The sequence below is a fragment of the Larkinella bovis genome (assembly GCF_042655385.1).
Taxonomy (GTDB): domain Bacteria; phylum Bacteroidota; class Bacteroidia; order Cytophagales; family Spirosomataceae; genus Larkinella; species Larkinella bovis.
Genome location: NZ_JBHSMA010000009.1, coordinates 151,866 through 167,620 on the forward strand (window position 1 = coordinate 151,866; position 15,755 = coordinate 167,620).

Here is a 15,755-nt window from a genome sequence, read left to right on the forward strand (position 1 = left end):
CCCTTTATGCGTATCGATCGATGGCTTCTTCTTTGCGGTGTGCTAACCAAACAAAGATACGAAGGATGTCCGACTTGTTTGAGCCGCCAATCCGGATTTATTACCTTAAAAAGCCTCTTTGTCAGTCCACAAAGAGGCTTTCATCCCGGTTTTCTGCTCATCAGCGCTACCCGGCTTGGCCTAGCCGACAATCAGCTTCTGACCCGGTTTGAGCGAATTCCCTTTGATATTATTGATTTTTTTCAATTGATCCACTGTCAGGTCGCTATACCGCTGGGAAATATTCCAGAGCGTATCGCCGTCCTGCACGCGGTGGTATTTTGGTTTGTAGGTTTTCGACTTTTTTGCGGTTTCTGACTTGCCTTGGCTTTTGCCAGCGTGGGCCAGCCGCGAGGCCGTTGTCGGAGTGGCCGGTTCCCGCAAAATCACCAGTTTCTGACCGCGCAGAATCCGGTTGGAGCGCAGGTGATTCCATTTTTTCAGGTCGTACAGCTCCACCTTGTATTTTTCAGCAATGTTCGACAGGGCTTCCCCTTTTTTCACCACGTACACGATTTTCTTCGGTTTTCGGCGAACCACCTCTTCGACATCATCGTCCTCCGCGGCAATCGGGTTTGCGGCAACCACGGGGGACGATTCCCGGGCCTGCTCTTCATCGGCATCGGTGAACGGGAAATGATCCCGCTTCCGGGCCAGATCCGATCCATACGTTACGCTTTCGGTCGATGCCAGCAGCATGTTGGTGGCGAGCGCGGGGGTCCGGCCAGCCGAATCAAGAATAGACCGGCGGTTGGACGCAAAATAATCGAAATGCGCTCGGGGCACCCGCAGGACAAAGCCGCGAGTCTGGTCCGACAAAACCCCGGTCATGATCGACGGGTTCATTTTCTGAATCTCGGCCAGTGGTACGCCACTGTATTGACAAAACCGCTCGATCGACAGATAGCCGTTGACGTGAATGGTGTCGCAGGGAATCGGATACTCCGGTTGTTCGGCAAAAATACCGTGGTCGTTGGCGTAGTTCATCATGTAGGTCAGGGCGATGAACTGCGGCACGTACGCCCGGGTTTCTTTGGGCAGGTAATTATAAATGGTCCAGAACGAATCGCCCCCCGACCGGCGCATGGCCCGTTTTACCGTTCCCGGTCCGCTGTTGTAAGCTGCCAGGGCCAGGTGCCAGTCGCCAAACACATTGTACAAGCGTTTCAGGTAGCGACAGGCGGCATCCGTCGATTTCACCGGGTCCATCCGTTCGTCCACATACTCATCCTGATACAACTGGTATTCTTCCCCGGTATATGGCATGAACTGCCACAACCCTCCGGCCCCGACGCGGGAAACCGCCTTAGGGTCCAGCGATGACTCCACAATGGAGAGATATTTCAGCTCGTCCGGAATTTCGTACTGGGCCAGTAACCGCTCGTATAAAGGGAAAAACATGGGCACCCGCTCCAGGACCTTCTTGGTGTAGCTCGGTTTGCGGAACGTAAAATAATCAATAAAGCCGTGGACGGTTTTGTTGTAATTGAGGGGAATCGACTGTTCCAGTTTCGCCAGCCGATCGCGCAGCACCTCTTCGGGGATCGAAAGTACTTCGGGGACGTCGGCCACTTCGATGGCGGATTCCTGTACCGTGTCGGCTTTAACGCTAGTGGTATCGGTTTGAAAAAAGCCCCAGCTCCGGGGAGCAATGCTTACGAAAATGAGGACTGTACAAGCCAATCGGAGGCCGTGAAGGGTCTTCTTCAGGTTCGACATGAGCAGGTTTTTGGTTTACATTTTGGTTAAGTATTTCCGGAGGAAAGAACGGTATGGTGGATAAAAATAGGACAAAAAACAGTTTTCGTCAAACTTTTACGCAAACAAGCGGAAAAACCTATTCAACCGTTCCGCAAAACGGAGGCTGGTTTTGACCGCTAAACTGCTGATCCCGCTTCAATTACCGTGCCTTTCTCTGGAAAGGAAACGAAAACAGACGCGTCTATCGTGTCAGAAATAATTTCCAGAACGAAATGATTTCACAACGGGGTCGATCCGGGGGGCTTTGGACGTTCTACGCCAGCGCGCCCTCCCGCTCCGTGAGCGCCTGGGCCGTGGCCAGTAAATCCGCTTCACCGAATGGTGCAGCCATCAGCTGAAAACCGATGGAAAGGCCCTCGTTGTCCGTCCCGTTCGGAATGGAAATGGCCGGGCAACCAACCACGTTGGCCTGTACCGTGAAAATATCAGCCAGGTACATTTGCAGCGGATCGCTGGCTTTCTCGCCGATCCGGAAGGCCGTGGTCGGCGTTACCGGCGAAGCCACCAGATCGTATTGCGCAAACAAGGCATCGGTTTCATCCTTGATTAATCGGCGGACCTGCTGGGCTTTCGTATAATAGGCGTCGTAATAGCTGGAGCTGAGCGCGAAGGTTCCGAGAATAATCCGCCGACGGACTTCATCGCCAAAACCGTCGGTCCGGGATTTTTTGTACAATGACTCCAGATCCGTGGCTTCGGGGCTCCGAAAACCGTAGCGGACGCCATCGAAGCGCGACAGGTTGGAACTCGCTTCGGCGGTCGTCAGAATATAATAGGTAGGAAGAATATGTTTCAGCAACGGGAAATCCACCGGTTCGACCGTGTGCCCCTGCTCGCGCAGCCAATCCAGTGCCCCCAGCGTTTGTTGCCGAATCGCCGGATCGACCCCTTCACTTTCCACGCCTTCGCGCAGATAACCGATCCGCAAGGGGCGGTTCAGGGTCAGGTTCTGGCTATACGCCGGAACCGGATTTCGACTGACCGTGCTATCGAAGACATCGGGGCCGGCCATGATTTCCAGCAGCAGGGCCGCGTCTTCCACCGTATGCGTAATCGGTCCGATGCAATCGAAGGAGGAAGCATAGGCAATGAGCCCCCAGCGGGATACCCGCGCGTACGTTGGTTTTAAGCCTACCGTACCACAGAAAGCCGACGGTTGCCGCACCGACCCGCCCGTATCCGACCCCAGCGACGCCAGGCACAAACCGGCCTGAACCGCCACGGCTGAACCGCCCGACGATCCACCCGGCACCCGGCTGGTATCCGCGGCATTCCGCACCGGCCCGAATGCCGAATTCTCGTTCGATGAGCCCATCGCAAACTCGTCGCAATTCTGCCGCCCGATAATGATCACATCCTCGTCCAGCACCCGCTGCACGGCGGTGGCGGTAAACTGCGACACAAAACCGTCCAGAATCCGGCTTCCGGCCTGAACGCCGTGCTGCTCGTAACAGAGTACGTCCTTGATACCGAGCACCATTCCGGCCAGACGACCCGCGGTGCCGGCCTGCCATCTGGCGTCTACTTCATCGGCCCGCTGGCGGGCATCATCGGCATAGACGGCAACAAACGCATTGAGGTGGCGGTTTTCTTCGATCCGTTGCAGGTAATGTTCAACCAACTGGCGACAGGTAATGGCTCCGGCGGCCAAATCGCGCTGAATCCCGGCGAGAGATTCGTACGGTTTTAGAGGCATAATCGGGTACGACTGGTAGAAAAAAAGAGACAACAGAACGACCAGTCAGGCCGAGCTGTTGTCTGAAATAACGAAACGTCCTGAATGAATAAAAGCCCGAATGAATCAATAGCTACAGGATCAATCTATTCATCCATTAACGCCTTTCAGCATTCAAAACTCCTTATTTAACATTCGTATCGCGAAGTCCTTCCTCGATATTTTCGCGAACGTCTTTGGTAGCGTCTTTAAATTCTTTGATGCCTTTGCCAAGGCCTTTCATCAGGTCAGGAATGCGTTTTGCACCGAAGAACAACAGGATCACCAAACCAATCAAAAGGAGTTCGGTTCCACCGAGTGAGCCTAAGAATGCATAAATTGTGAGTAATGCCATGATAGTATGAATTATAAGTGTATGCAGAACCTCTTTACAAATGTAACGATTATTACGAATTTATTGTGCACAAAAAAAACGTTTTCACCCAATTTTAATCGACGATGGGTGCGTCCGCTCCCAATCCCGGAACCGCTCAATATCGTCGGAAACGGAGCTGACCAGCCACAAAATAAGCGCAATATCGTCGGTCAGCCCCAGAATCGGAAGGACGTCGGGGATGAAGTCGATCGGCGACACAAAGTACACCAGAACCGCCACCATCCGCAGCAGCGTTTTGCCGGAAATGGCCCGGTATTCGCCTTTTGCATACGCCCGGACCATCCGCACCACGATGTTGATATGATCCTTGGCCGCCGAGTAGCTGGCCCCCACGCCCAGTACCCTGGTTTTGTCGGCAACCCGCTGCACTAATTCCAGCAGGCTTTTGCCACTCCGGGCATACCGGGACGCCTTCTTGGTCGAACGTCGAAAGAAAATAGAACTCAAAATTGCCGATAATAACCGACGGTTTGCCATATGTAGTGTTCGGGTAGTGCGTTTGAATACGAAAACACCACTATAACACTTTTTTTCCCTCAAAAGTCTGCTTTCTTAAAAAAAAGCCGGTTCTACAATAGCAGTGTTCGGCGGCTCTCCTATTTTTGTACCCGTTAAAATAGTTGGCAATGAATCAGTTGTATACCCATTGATTTAACCACAATAATTAAAACGGTTCTCTACCAAGTGAACCGGGAAACGAAAACTTAAAACCACTAACTCTATGAAAATTACCGTAGTAGGTGCCGGGGCGGTTGGAGCGACCTGTGCCGATAACATCGCCCGCCGAGAACTAGCGGAGGAAGTTGTCCTCCTGGATATTAAAGAAGGGCTGAGCGAAGGCAAAGGGCTGGACATGCTGCAGGCGTCTACTTTATTGGACTGCGATGTTAAGATTACCGGTTCTTCCAATAATTACGAATTAACCGCCAATTCGGATGTTGTCGTGATCACATCGGGCCTTCCCCGGAAACCGGGTATGACCCGCGAAGAGTTGATCGGTACCAACGCCAACATTGTCAAAGGAGTTACCGAAAACATCCTGAAATACTCCCCGGAGGCTATTTTTGTGATTATTTCCAACCCGATGGATACGATGACCTACCTGGCGCTGAAATCGTCCGGTCTGCCCAAAAACCGCATCATCGGGATGGGGGGAATTCTGGATTCGGCCCGGTTTAAAACGTATTTGTCACTGGCGCTAAAGTGTTCGCCCAACGATTTACAGGGCACGGTCATCGGCGGTCACGGCGATACGACAATGATTCCGCTGACGCGGCTGGCCACTTACTCGGGCGTGCCGGTTAGTCACTTCCTGGATGCCGAATCGCTGCAAAAAGTAGCGGCTGATACGATGGTAGGCGGTGCCACGCTGACGAAACTGATTGGCACCTCGGCCTGGTATGCACCGGGTGCCGCGGGTGCCATCCTGGTCGAAAGCATTGTCCGCGACCAGAAGCGGGTGTTCCCCTGCTGCGTGTACCTGGAAGGCGAATACGGCCAGTCGGATATCTGCCTGGGCGTTCCGGTCGTGATCGGTCGTAGCGGTTGGGAAAAAATCATTGATTTCGAACTCAACGGTGATGAGCAGGCGGCTTTCAACAAATCAGCCGACGCCGTTCGGAACATGAACGATGTTCTGAAAACGCTGGACCTGTAATGAGCCGGTTTTCTTCCACTAAAAAGGGCACTTGTCGGTGCCCTTTTTGATGTCAACGCGGCAAACGATCCGCCTTAGCCTTTGAGGGTAATATCCAGGGTTCGTCCGATGATATTCCGGTTGGGTTTTCCCCAGGCCCCCTGATCGTAGGTCACGTAAATTTGATTATCGGTTCGCAATTCTTCAATGGCCATGTAATGCGTCGTCATGACACCGGAGGTAAGCCGCACCACATTGGGCCAGGTTTTTCCGTGGTCTTCACTAAACGCCAGATAGTTCCCATTCCAGGAATGCCCGGGATATTTCCAGCACGCTTTCTGCGGAACCCGCACCCCGAAGGCGGCTACCAGCAAACCACTCCGCAGTTCGATCAGATCCGGATCGACTACCGCGCCCCGGAGGTCATCCGGTTTGACTTCCTGCACCGGTTTGCCTGTCGCATCGGTTTGGTTTTGCAGCCAGTCTCCCCAGAGCTCCGTACGATAAATATCCAATCCGGCAAAAATCCGGGGATAATGCGGACTCCAGCTGGCCCCATTGTCGTCCGAGTAAGCCTCCCGCAACTCCCGGCCCGTCCGCATCAGACAAAGCAGTCGCCCGGCGTTTGGCCCCTTACTGATGCGGGTAATGACCGGCTCGTCCAACCCTTCCGTACCGATCTCCGGACCAACGGCAATGGTCGAAACCTGCTTCCAGCTCTTGCCCTTATCGGTCGAACGGACCAACAGAACCCGCATCTTCATCATGGTGGGCATGTAGGTCGAAGGGGTCCGGTCACCTTTTTTCCAGCCATAATACGTGGTCAACAGATCCCCGTTGGGCATTTCCAGAATCCGGCGATGGATTCGCTGGGCCTCGTGTGGATGCCCCCCGTCGTCTTTGGACGCGTAAAAATCGGCGTTGGGGACCTCGAAAACAACCTCCTGAGGCCCATCCACCGTCTGCCAGTCATCGCGCGACGTATAGAGTTGTCCCAAACCCTGACCATCTTTCTTACCCGGCGTCATGTAGGTGTCCAGCGCGACCAGTGTGCCGTCCTTCAACTGAACACCGCCCCCTTCCAGATTCAACCCGTTCTCGCCGGGTTTCAGCGGAATTGTGGTCCAGGTTTTGCCGTTATCCCGCGAAATCACCGTCTCCAGGGCGGATCCGTAAGAGATGCGTTTGGACGGAAACGGTTTTTCCGGTAACTGGGCCTGCACCACAATCGCGCCGGTTTTGGTGACCACCATAAACGGTTGCAGCCCCCTTGAAATCACCACGGTTTCTTTCCCGAACTGCAGCCGTAACCGGCCATTGGCTTCAATCATTTCCGGTAAATTTCCTACCTCAACTGCCTGAGAGGACGGCTTTTCGACCGATGCGGTCAGTTGGCTGACGGGTAAGGTCGTCAGGAGGGCTGCTTTTTGCAGGAAACTCCTTCGGGATGGGTTTTCAGTCTCGTTTCTTTGCATTGCTGTACAGTTTCTAAGGACTGGACGTCCGATTTAGGGTTTCCAGGATAGGCCGCTGATGAATAGGTGTCCGATCGGCTCCAGGGCAAAAATACCCCCCTCGCTTACTGGGGTCTACTACTATTCTCTTCATTTGTGGTACTATTTATCGTTTGTTGCCATTTTGTTTTCTCCCCGCTTCAATGGCAAGCGAACCTCCTGTTTTCGGTACCTGACAGGCTTCGAAAACCGTATGCTGCAAATTGCTCCAACGAAAAAGGGAGGCTGTCAGACCTCCCTTTCATGCTACCCCCTGGTCATCAAATAAATACCTGGTATTGCAAAACCCACTGTCCGCGGCGCCCCTCCGCATTGAGTTGCCCCGACGGCAAAGCCTGGAAGTAAGGACGGTTCTGGTAGTCGAGTGTCAGTTTGGACATATGTCCTTTGAGCAGCCAGTTTAGTCCGAGACTATAGACACCCATGCTGCCGTTGATGCGGTCAAAATTATTGACCTGGGCCTGGGCGTACGGCATCAGTGTTCCCGCGCTACCCAGCAAATCCTGGCGGCACAAGTAGCCGAGTTGCGAATAAATGACGCTACCCGTTCCGAACATTGGAAACGCGTTCCCCTGCGTTCCGCCTAACCCACCGATGGGCCGGGTCGTGCCGGTGGCCGGGTTCATGATCCCGTTATAGCGCAGGTAGTTTTTGCCATAATCCAGGTTGAAATAACCGAGGTAGGCGCTGATGGCTGTTCCGGTCGCCCGATTGGTCGGCATGTCCAGAAAAGCCGCGACCGACCAGAGATTCAAATTCTGGTAAACCGTATCAGCCGGAGTCTCCCCGGTATGCCAGGTAGCATTTTTCTGCGTAATAAAACCGGCTTCGAGATTAAAGATTTTCTTCTTCCCCAGGTAGGTTCCGGTCAGGTAGCCGGGAGTCTGGTGGGACTCTTTATCGAAGAACTGGTAGAGCAACAGCCCCTGAAACTGTTTATGATGCCCTTTCAACGCAAAACTGGCATTGGGCCCCAGCGCGGGCGGAACCGCTCCACTGGTCTGAATCGGGAACGGATCGCTGACGGCAAACCGGTAATCGATCGGACCGACCTGACCGCGCGCATACACGCTCAGTTTACGCGCAAACTCATCCGTCTGATCCACCGTAGCCTGGGCAAAAACCGGCACGTCCATCGACAGAATTGAACTTACGCCGGGCTGGCTGAAGCGCGACAACCCGTTCACAATGGTCAGCCCCCCTCCGATTTTCAGGTAATCTTTGTTCTTCCAAACCCGGTATTCGGCCACCGCATCGTGAAAAAACGCCTGTACTTTCCGGTTTGACGGTGTCCCGGCGGTATTAAATGACGGAAAACCGTTCTGGAAATTAAAGTTGTTCATCCCAAACTGGAAGTACACCAGCACATGGTCGTTGATCTGACCGTATAGCTGCATCCGGGTCCGGCGCAGGCCAATGTCGAAGGTGTTGTCTTTGGGATCGCTGACGACGGTGCTTCCGGGATTGCTCTGGTTGAGCCGCAGCCAGGTCTGGTTCAGAAAGGTTACTTTGAAGAAATGCGAACCGGACTCATTCAGGTTATATTTTAATTCATTTTTCTCGGAAAGGGCGGCCGGTCTGGCGGAATCGGTGGCCTGCTGGGCACTAATCAAATGACTGCCTAATAAGCAGAAAATGCTCAAAATTCTTTTCATGTTGGGTTGAATAAGTGGATAAGATTATAGTAATAAACGACAAATATCCACCTATTTACCCAGTTTGAGCCTAACTTATCTTCTTTCTTATTTCATTGACCCTAAAAATGAACGGGTTTGAAACGGGTTGATTCTTGTCCAGAATCATCAAAATGCAGTCAGCCAATCCGTCGGCCCACAGGCTGACCAGCGACCGGTTTTCCATCCCGAAACCTTGATAATGAACCCCGATGACGGGAAAAACAAACCCGGTTTTGCCTTTATTCAGACGGATTGCCGATGCGGAGTCGCCGACCAATGAAGACAACCAGTACGGCTCCCGCCAAACCCAGCACCGAACCGGCGGCCCCCCACTGGATATCGGCCCAGCTAAAATACCGGTAAGGCAACGCCAGTTGCCCCACCTCCGCAATGACGGCCACCATTGTCAGGCCGAAACCGGTAGCCAGCCACCAGAACCAGGGGGCCTGCGCACGGGACAACATCATTCCGCTGCAAAACCCCAGAAAGACGAAAGGAACGGCGGTGCGCAAATCGCCATTCTTTCGAACATCGGCCCAGCGGGCCACCCAGTCCGGTAAAAACCACACAAACTGCATATACGGACTGGGAATCCAGCTCAGGTAAAAAACCAGCGCAATCCCCAGCACGATAAAAACAAATGAAAAACGCATTGTCCGGTAATAGCAAATTAAAGTACCTATTTTTCAAACGGTTGAGTCACTGGCTTATTGCTCCCATTCGCAGGCCGGTTCCCCCCGTAAACCTTCCAACCAGTCCTGTCCCGGATCGATCGGCATCCCGTCGGGGGGCGTCAAAACCGGTGAGGTGGTTGTCTCGGCCGGATTCTGTTCGTATTGCCGGATCAGGTGCGTAATCAGTCCGTAATGGGTTGACGCGGCAACCGGTTCGACCAGTTTCTTAATGTCCAGCAGCGCCCGATGGACCAAATCGCGCACGGCTCCGCTGGCTTCCTTGTTCTGGGCCAGGGCAATCAGCTGTTCGGCCAGTTTCAGATCAATCATCCGGTTAATTTCACCGGTATAGGTCCGATCGATTGGTTTTTTATAGACCGTTTTAATGAGCTGATACAGCACATCGTCCAGGCCTAGCTGGTTGGGATAAAACATTTTCTGGTGCACCAGCCGGGCACAGCGTTCCGGGTTGAGCATCAAGCGAAGCGTCAGGCCAACGGCGGCTTCGGGCGGCCCCAGCGGATCAAACGTCATCCCCGTCCGGCGTTTGAATACCTCCCGCGTGTTCGGACTGTAGCGGAACGGACGCGGAGGAATGGATTTCAGCAAAAATGTCGGCACCGCCAGAAATTGCGGGTCAATGGTGGCCAGCAACGCATCCAGCGCCCGGCGTTGTTCATCCACCGGGACCGTGGATAAAACCGGTTGCCCGTCGCCCCGTAAAGCATTGGTGTATTGTTGGCCGCCGAGCACTTTAGCGGCTGCTTCGACCTGGTAGCGGTGAAACAGGTACATGGGAACGAATACTTCTTCGAGCGTTGCCATCGGTGTTCCGGCCGGTATTTTCTTTTCCGAAAAATTGCTCAGGGCCACCTTCCGAACCTCCATCGTCCGCTTCAGTTCATCCACGGCATTCGCGCCATTGTCCCACAGGTGGGTCGCCGGGTGGGCGCTGCTTTCGGGCCGGGCGTCCTGATCGGTCAGAAAGGTCAGCCCTTTGGCGTGCATTTGCCGGACGATTTTGTCCAGTTCCTGCTTTTCGTTGGTTCCGGCCGGAAAGTCCTGGTAGCCCCAGATAATACTCCATTTGTCGTAGTCTCCAATGCTGAGCGTGTAGGCATCCGACAAATCGATGCTAGCGCCTTTTACTTTGGCCACCATCGTGGGGTAATCCATGACCGAGGCCCGGTTTTGCGAACTGGCGATATAATTATGCGGTAAACCGAGTGTATGCCCCACTTCGTGAGCGGCCAGTTGCCGCAGCCGGTCGAGCGACATCTTCATCATTTCGGCTACGTGCGCGGTATCCGTATCGAATTTACCGACCAGGCCCTGCGCAATCAAATAATCCTGCCGAACCCGCAACGACCCGAGCGTCACCTTGCCTTTGATGATTTCGCCCGTGCGGGGGTCGATCACACTGGCGCCGTACGACCAGCCGCGCGTCGAGCGGTGAACCCACTGGATGAGGTTGTACCGAATATCCATCGGGTCGGCATCGGGTGGCAGCAGTTTCACCTGAAAAGCGTCTTTGTAACCAGCCGCTTCGAACGCCTGATTCCACCAGGCGGTTCCTTCCATCAACGCCGACCGGATGGGTTCGGGCGTGCCCGGATCGAGGTAATAGACAATCGGTTTCACGGCCTCGCTGACAGCCGCCTTCGGGTCTTTCTTTTCGAGCCGGTGCCGCGATATGTATTTTTTCACGATCGGCTGGCTGACCGGTGTAGCGTAGTCGAAATACTCAATACCACCGTAGCCAACCCGCGGATCGAATTCCCGGGATTTATACCCTGGCTCGGGCAGCTGCACAAACGAATGGTGCTGGCGCATGGTCACGGAGGTGGGCGTCGGCACCACCGAGCGCAGATACGCACCGGGCGAATCGCCGGTCAGCGTGATGGTTGCTTCGAATTCCGTGTTTTGCGGAAAGGCTTTGGAATGCGGCAGGTACATGGCGCAGCGGCTGGCATCCAGCCGGAAACTGCCCTGCCGGGTCCGGCTGATGTCCTGAATGGCCCCCACGGCATCCTGCAACAGAAACGGCGTCAGATCGACCAGCACCCGGTTTCCTTCTTCGGCGACGATATCAAACCCCCAATGCACCGACTGCGCGAAGGATTCTTCCACGGCCCGCCGTTCGAGCGGATCAGTGCTGATCGCCCGGTATTGGTAATTGGGTTCGACCAGCAGAACCTTCGGGCCGGTGCGTTGAAATTTTACAATATGCTCCTGCCCCAGCCGCCCGCGATCCAGCCCAATATCGTTGGAGCCGATGCCCGATGCCAGCGACGGATAATAGAGCAGTTCCGTATCGAATTTATCAATTTCCAGCCAGACCTTCCCCTTCCTGGCATCCCAGTAAAATGTCAGAAAACCGGGTTGTTTTTCCATCCCGTTCGTAAACGTGGAAATGGTTAGTACAGAACCGCTTGGCGTCTGGGCTGGTACGAATCGAATAAAAAACAGGAAACAAAAAAGGAGTAGACAGTATTTCATTCGTTTGGCAGGTTTGTTACCTAAACATACTAAAAAGTACAATTAAGTAATGACATCCCGCGAACGGTTTATTACCACGCTGACTCCATACTCCTCGCCTGTTCCACCAACGGAGTCGCTGAACACGCTCTAAAAGCGTAACCGGTTTATCGCAGCTCAAAAGTCACCTTTACCTGCGCCGGAATCCGGATGGTTTGCGGAATATCGAGCAGGTTGCTGCCATATCCTACCCGGGCCGACATGGCTTCGGTCGCGAGGCCGAACCGTTTTTGCAAAACCGGATCCGATTCTTCGGTATCGCGTACACTCAGGACCGTTCCGAGCGTCCGGCCGGCGGCTTTGGCCAGCACCACGGCTTTTTCGCGGGCGGCTTCCACGGCTTTTTCGAGCACCAGATTTTTACTGGTCTCTTCTTTGGTGGAGCGATAGGAAGCCTGAAACCGGTTGAATCCGGCGTTGATCAGGGCCAGTTGCAGCGCCGGGTAGCGCTCGGGCTTGCTGAGTTCGAAAATCACCTGCTGAAAGGTGACAACTTCCTGCCGTCGTTCGCCCGTTTGATAAATTTCGTTCTGATTTTTCTGCACCTGCAACAGGGTGTACCGAATGTCTTTTTCGTCGATCTGATAGTCTTTTAGCAGTTTTACCAGTTGTTTTTCGGCCGCCTGGTGCGCATTGTACGCTTTTCGGGCATCAGTTGGGTCCGAATATTGCAGGGTTACAGTTATCCTGACCTGATCCGCCGGGAGTTCGAGTTCGGCGTCGCCCAGCACCACGATGCGGTTGGCGGGCAAATCGGGGGTCTGGTTCACCTGAGCCAGGGCCGGTGAAAGGCTCAGAATACTTAAAATCAACAATGAAAGTTTACGCATGGATATAAAAGATTACTTGTTAGTTACCGTTTACCAGAAGCTTTTGTTCAATTTGCCGTTACCATTGATTGTACCGTAATGTGTCCTAACGATTCGCTGAGTCAAACTATGCTATTATTGCGGCCGCTTTTTATCGTTCTGATTTACCTGGGCTTGTTGGGCTGTAAAGAGCCGTCCAGCAAACCCGTTGCCCCTTCTGCTCCCGTCACAACGGTTTACCGCATCAAAGCTGGTGAACAGTCGTCGGATCATGAAGCCCTGACGTTTACCACCAAAACCAGCCTGTCCTTCAACGTCACGTTTGACAATTCGGCCATTTACACCAGCAAGCTCGCCGAAAACCAGAACGACATCAACAAGTTATACGGTTTTTCCGACTGCAACACACACCACCAAACGGCCAGTGCCCGGTTTGGCTGGAACTGGCGCGATGACTCCCTGCGCATCTATGCCTACTGCTACCGCAATGGGGAGCGGTTTTCCCAGGAGCTTGGCACCGCCGAACTCAACCAACCCGCCAATTACAAACTGAGCATTGTCGGCGACAAATACGTTTTTACCTTCAAGGGACAAGAAACCACCTTCGCCCGCGGCTGTCCCAATGGCCAAAATACTAATCGCTACCGGCTCTTTCCGTACTTCGGTGGTGACGAAGTCGCTCCGCACACCATCACGATCACCATCACCGAATAGTCAGGGCAGCCCCGGAATCCGCAGCAGTTCGTTCGGGTTCGGGCAAATCGCCAGAAACCGCTCCCGCTCCGAAACCGAGCAAACACCCGGAAAGTCACCCTGATGACCCAGCAGATCGGTCATCAGTTGGAAATGCAGGTGCGGGGGCCAGTCGCCATTTTCGGGATACGGCCCGATTTCGCCGATTTTCTGCCCAGTCGCTACCCGCTTACCCCGTTGCAAACCCGTCAGCGACAGCCGACTGAGATGACCATAGAGCGAGAACAGCGGTTTTCCGTTCCGTTCGTGTTCCAGAATAAGTGTCGGGCCATAATCCCCGAACTGGTCATTATCCTGAAAACTATGGACCACGCCGTCCAGCGGGGCAAAAACCGGGGTGCCGGCTGCCGCCCAGAGATCCATGCCCAGATGAATGCAACGGGGTTCGTCGGTCTGGTTAAAATGCGCACTGCGCCGGTAAATGACCCGGTGTTCGTTGTACCCGCCGACGCCCACAGCGGCTCCGTTCCGGCGCAGTTGACCAAACACATAATCGGTAAAAACGGCGGTATCCGTCAGGTCGAGCGTTGCCAGGTCCGGGTTGTTCTCCGTAAAGTCCAGAATCAGGTACGGATTGGTTTGAAAAGTAACGGGTAGAATCATAGCACAAAGTTGGACCATTTCGGTAATAACCGATCCAGTTTTGGGAGATTCCGGCGGAACGAGTATATTTAATGTGCTTTTTACGATAAAAACCGGATTTTAACGCCGTCTAACGCTCATCAACCTAACTTTTCGAATGCAAACGATCGCATCACCTTCCGCCGTTTCTCCCTCGGCAAAACACCCAACGGGCCTCTACGTCCTGTTTTTTACCGAAATGTGGGAGCGGTTCAGCTACTACGGGATGCGGGCCATTCTGCTGCTCTTCCTGATCGACAACGTACGGGGCGGGATGGGCCTCAGCGAATCTGAAGGAGCGGCTATTTACGGACTTTACACGGCTTCGGCCTACCTGCTTTCGCTGCCCGGTGGCTGGATCGCCGACAACCTTCTCGGCCAGCGAAAATCCATCTGGTACGGCGGTATCGTGATCATGCTGGGGCATATTCTGCTGGCGATTCCCGGTAGCAGCACCTTGTTTTACCTGGGCCTGGTTACGGTGGCCATCGGAACGGGCCTGCTCAAACCCAACATCAGTTCCATCGTCGGCGAACTCTATCCCGAAGGGGGTGCCCGGCGCGACGCGGCTTTCTCGATTTTCTACATGGGCATCAACATGGGCTCCTTCCTCGGCATCACCATTGTCGGTTACCTGGGGCAGAAAGTGGGCTGGCACTACGGATTTGGCGCGGCCGCTGTCGGGATGTTGCTGGGCCTGATCATCTTCCGGCTTTTCGGCCAAAAATACCTCAGCGACTTTGGGAATGTGCCGGTCAAATCCGCCAGCACCTCTGAAGGCAGCAGCCAGAACCGGAGTCTGTTTTTTGTGGTGGGCCTGATTGGTATTCTGGCCGTTCTGCAACTAACGGGTGTTCTGGATTTGACCACGGCCCAGGGGCTCGCCAAGGGCGCCGGAATCATTATTGCGCTGACGGCGGTGGGGTACTTTCTGTTTATTCTGCTGGCCGGAGGGTTAACGCTTGTCGAAAAGAAGCGCGTCGGCGTTCTGTTCGTCTTTTTCCTGGCGTCGGCCATTTTCTGGGCCGGTTTCGAGCAGCAGGGCTCATCACTCCAGATTTTCTCCGATCGGTACACCGACCTGAATTTTTTCGGCTGGGAGATGCCCTCCAGCTGGTTTCAGAACTTCAACCCGGCCTTTATCCTGCTCTTTTCACCGGTACTGGCCAGTCTCTGGATTTTCCTGGGAAACCGCAACCAGAATCCGCTCCCACACCTGAAATTTGCGGTGGCGTTGCTGCTGCTGGGCCTCGGGTATCTGGTGATGGTGGTGGCGTCCAAGGTTGCCTTGACCGGCCAGCTCACCTCTCCTATTTTCCTGACGTTCACGTACTTATTTCACACCCTGGGCGAGTTATGCCTCAGTCCGGTGGGCCTCAGCTCGTTTACTAAGCTAGCCCCAAAACGGTATATGAGCCAGTTAATGGGTATCTGGTTCGTCGGCACCTCGCTCGGGAACCTCATCGCCGGTTTGTTTGCGGGCGGTTTCGACGAAGAAAACGTCCGGCAAATGCCCGACATGTTTATGAGTGTCGTCTATTTCAGCTTCGGTTTTGCCGCCCTGATGCTCCTGTTCTACAAGCCATTGAAAAACTGGCTGGGAGGGGTTAAGTAAGTTAAAAA

The 15,755-nt window shown here is 54.0% G+C and carries 13 protein-coding genes; 3 read left to right on the forward strand and 10 right to left on the reverse strand.

From position 1 onward, the window contains the following. Nucleotides 1-180: 180 nt before the first annotated feature. The 4 genes from ACFPMF_RS21970 to ACFPMF_RS21985 form a co-directional block, all read right to left on the reverse strand. Complete coding sequence (locus ACFPMF_RS21970; RefSeq protein ID WP_379849093.1) at nucleotides 181-1,722, reverse strand: lytic transglycosylase domain-containing protein; 1,542 nt, start codon at nucleotides 1,720-1,722, stop codon at nucleotides 181-183. A 331-nt stretch (nucleotides 1,723-2,053) separates the two neighbouring features. Continuing rightward, entirely contained in the window at nucleotides 2,054-3,496 is a 1,443-nt protein-coding gene (gene gatA, locus ACFPMF_RS21975) for an Asp-tRNA(Asn)/Glu-tRNA(Gln) amidotransferase subunit GatA (protein WP_379849095.1), read from the reverse strand. Between the two features lie 163 nt (nucleotides 3,497-3,659). Continuing rightward, entirely contained in the window at nucleotides 3,660-3,869 is a 210-nt protein-coding gene (locus tag ACFPMF_RS21980; protein ID WP_114408458.1) for a Sec-independent protein translocase subunit TatA/TatB, read from the reverse strand. An 84-nt stretch (nucleotides 3,870-3,953) separates the two neighbouring features. Further along, nucleotides 3,954-4,388 carry a YkvA family protein gene (locus ACFPMF_RS21985; RefSeq protein WP_379849097.1) on the reverse strand — a complete coding sequence of 145 codons (435 nt, stop codon included), beginning with the start codon at nucleotides 4,386-4,388 and terminating at the stop codon, nucleotides 3,954-3,956. 244 nt (nucleotides 4,389-4,632) lie between these two features. On the opposite strand from ACFPMF_RS21985, the gene mdh reads away from it, so the two are divergent. Continuing rightward, nucleotides 4,633-5,568 carry a malate dehydrogenase gene (gene mdh, locus ACFPMF_RS21990; RefSeq protein ID WP_379849099.1) on the forward strand — a complete coding sequence of 312 codons (936 nt, stop codon included), beginning with the start codon at nucleotides 4,633-4,635 and terminating at the stop codon, nucleotides 5,566-5,568. Nucleotides 5,569-5,642: 74 nt separating this feature from the next. On the opposite strand, the gene ACFPMF_RS21995 is transcribed toward mdh, so the two are convergent. The 5 genes from ACFPMF_RS21995 to ACFPMF_RS22015 all read right to left on the reverse strand — a co-directional run bounded on the left by ACFPMF_RS21995 (nucleotide 5,643) and on the right by ACFPMF_RS22015 (nucleotide 12,779). Further along, complete coding sequence (locus ACFPMF_RS21995; RefSeq protein WP_379849101.1) at nucleotides 5,643-7,022, reverse strand: sialidase family protein; 1,380 nt, start codon at nucleotides 7,020-7,022, stop codon at nucleotides 5,643-5,645. 299 nt (nucleotides 7,023-7,321) lie between these two features. Then, nucleotides 7,322-8,716: a hypothetical protein gene (locus ACFPMF_RS22000; protein WP_379849103.1), complete on the reverse strand. Its 1,395-nt coding sequence runs from the start codon at nucleotides 8,714-8,716 to the stop codon at nucleotides 7,322-7,324. Nucleotides 8,717-8,976: 260 nt separating this feature from the next. Continuing rightward, the gene (locus ACFPMF_RS22005; RefSeq protein WP_379849105.1) at nucleotides 8,977-9,390 is read right to left on the reverse strand and encodes a VanZ family protein; all 414 of its coding nucleotides are present in this window, start codon (nucleotides 9,388-9,390) and stop codon (nucleotides 8,977-8,979) included. Nucleotides 9,391-9,444: 54 nt separating this feature from the next. Then, complete coding sequence (locus ACFPMF_RS22010) at nucleotides 9,445-11,910, reverse strand: zinc-dependent metalloprotease (RefSeq protein WP_379849107.1); 2,466 nt, start codon at nucleotides 11,908-11,910, stop codon at nucleotides 9,445-9,447. A 146-nt stretch (nucleotides 11,911-12,056) separates the two neighbouring features. Further along, nucleotides 12,057-12,779, reverse strand: a complete 723-nt coding sequence (locus ACFPMF_RS22015) for an SIMPL domain-containing protein (protein ID WP_379849108.1) — start codon at nucleotides 12,777-12,779, stop codon at nucleotides 12,057-12,059. Nucleotides 12,780-12,887: 108 nt separating this feature from the next. Between ACFPMF_RS22015 and ACFPMF_RS22020 the strand changes: the two genes are divergently transcribed. Further along, complete coding sequence (locus ACFPMF_RS22020; protein ID WP_379849110.1) at nucleotides 12,888-13,472, forward strand: hypothetical protein; 585 nt, start codon at nucleotides 12,888-12,890, stop codon at nucleotides 13,470-13,472. Here ACFPMF_RS22020 and ACFPMF_RS22025 read toward each other — a convergent pair whose 3' ends face one another. Then, nucleotides 13,473-14,114, reverse strand: a complete 642-nt coding sequence (locus ACFPMF_RS22025; protein WP_379849112.1) for a peptidoglycan DD-metalloendopeptidase family protein — start codon at nucleotides 14,112-14,114, stop codon at nucleotides 13,473-13,475. Between the two features lie 136 nt (nucleotides 14,115-14,250). Between ACFPMF_RS22025 and ACFPMF_RS22030 the strand changes: the two genes are divergently transcribed. After that, nucleotides 14,251-15,747: a peptide MFS transporter gene (locus ACFPMF_RS22030; RefSeq protein ID WP_379849114.1), complete on the forward strand. Its 1,497-nt coding sequence runs from the start codon at nucleotides 14,251-14,253 to the stop codon at nucleotides 15,745-15,747. Nucleotides 15,748-15,755 lie beyond the last annotated feature (8 nt).

Excerpts from the sequence above, each read along its gene's own strand:
- gatA (WP_379849095.1), bottom strand. The coding sequence starts at position 3,496 with ATGCCTCTAAAACCGTACGAATCTCTCGCCGGGATTCAGCGCGATTTG.
- ACFPMF_RS21980 (WP_114408458.1), bottom strand. The coding sequence starts at position 3,869 with ATGGCATTACTCACAATTTATGCATTCTTAGGCTCACTCGGTGGAACC.
- ACFPMF_RS21985 (WP_379849097.1), bottom strand. The coding sequence starts at position 4,388 with ATGGCAAACCGTCGGTTATTATCGGCAATTTTGAGTTCTATTTTCTTT.
- mdh (WP_379849099.1), top strand. The coding sequence starts at position 4,633 with ATGAAAATTACCGTAGTAGGTGCCGGGGCGGTTGGAGCGACCTGTGCC.
- ACFPMF_RS21995 (WP_379849101.1), bottom strand. The coding sequence starts at position 7,022 with ATGCAAAGAAACGAGACTGAAAACCCATCCCGAAGGAGTTTCCTGCAA.
- ACFPMF_RS22000 (WP_379849103.1), bottom strand. The coding sequence starts at position 8,716 with ATGAAAAGAATTTTGAGCATTTTCTGCTTATTAGGCAGTCATTTGATT.
- ACFPMF_RS22005 (WP_379849105.1), bottom strand. The coding sequence starts at position 9,390 with ATGCGTTTTTCATTTGTTTTTATCGTGCTGGGGATTGCGCTGGTTTTT.
- ACFPMF_RS22010 (WP_379849107.1), bottom strand. The coding sequence starts at position 11,910 with ATGAAATACTGTCTACTCCTTTTTTGTTTCCTGTTTTTTATTCGATTC.
- ACFPMF_RS22015 (WP_379849108.1), bottom strand. The coding sequence starts at position 12,779 with ATGCGTAAACTTTCATTGTTGATTTTAAGTATTCTGAGCCTTTCACCG.
- ACFPMF_RS22020 (WP_379849110.1), top strand. The coding sequence starts at position 12,888 with ATGCTATTATTGCGGCCGCTTTTTATCGTTCTGATTTACCTGGGCTTG.
- ACFPMF_RS22025 (WP_379849112.1), bottom strand. The coding sequence starts at position 14,114 with ATGATTCTACCCGTTACTTTTCAAACCAATCCGTACCTGATTCTGGAC.
- ACFPMF_RS22030 (WP_379849114.1), top strand. The coding sequence starts at position 14,251 with ATGCAAACGATCGCATCACCTTCCGCCGTTTCTCCCTCGGCAAAACAC.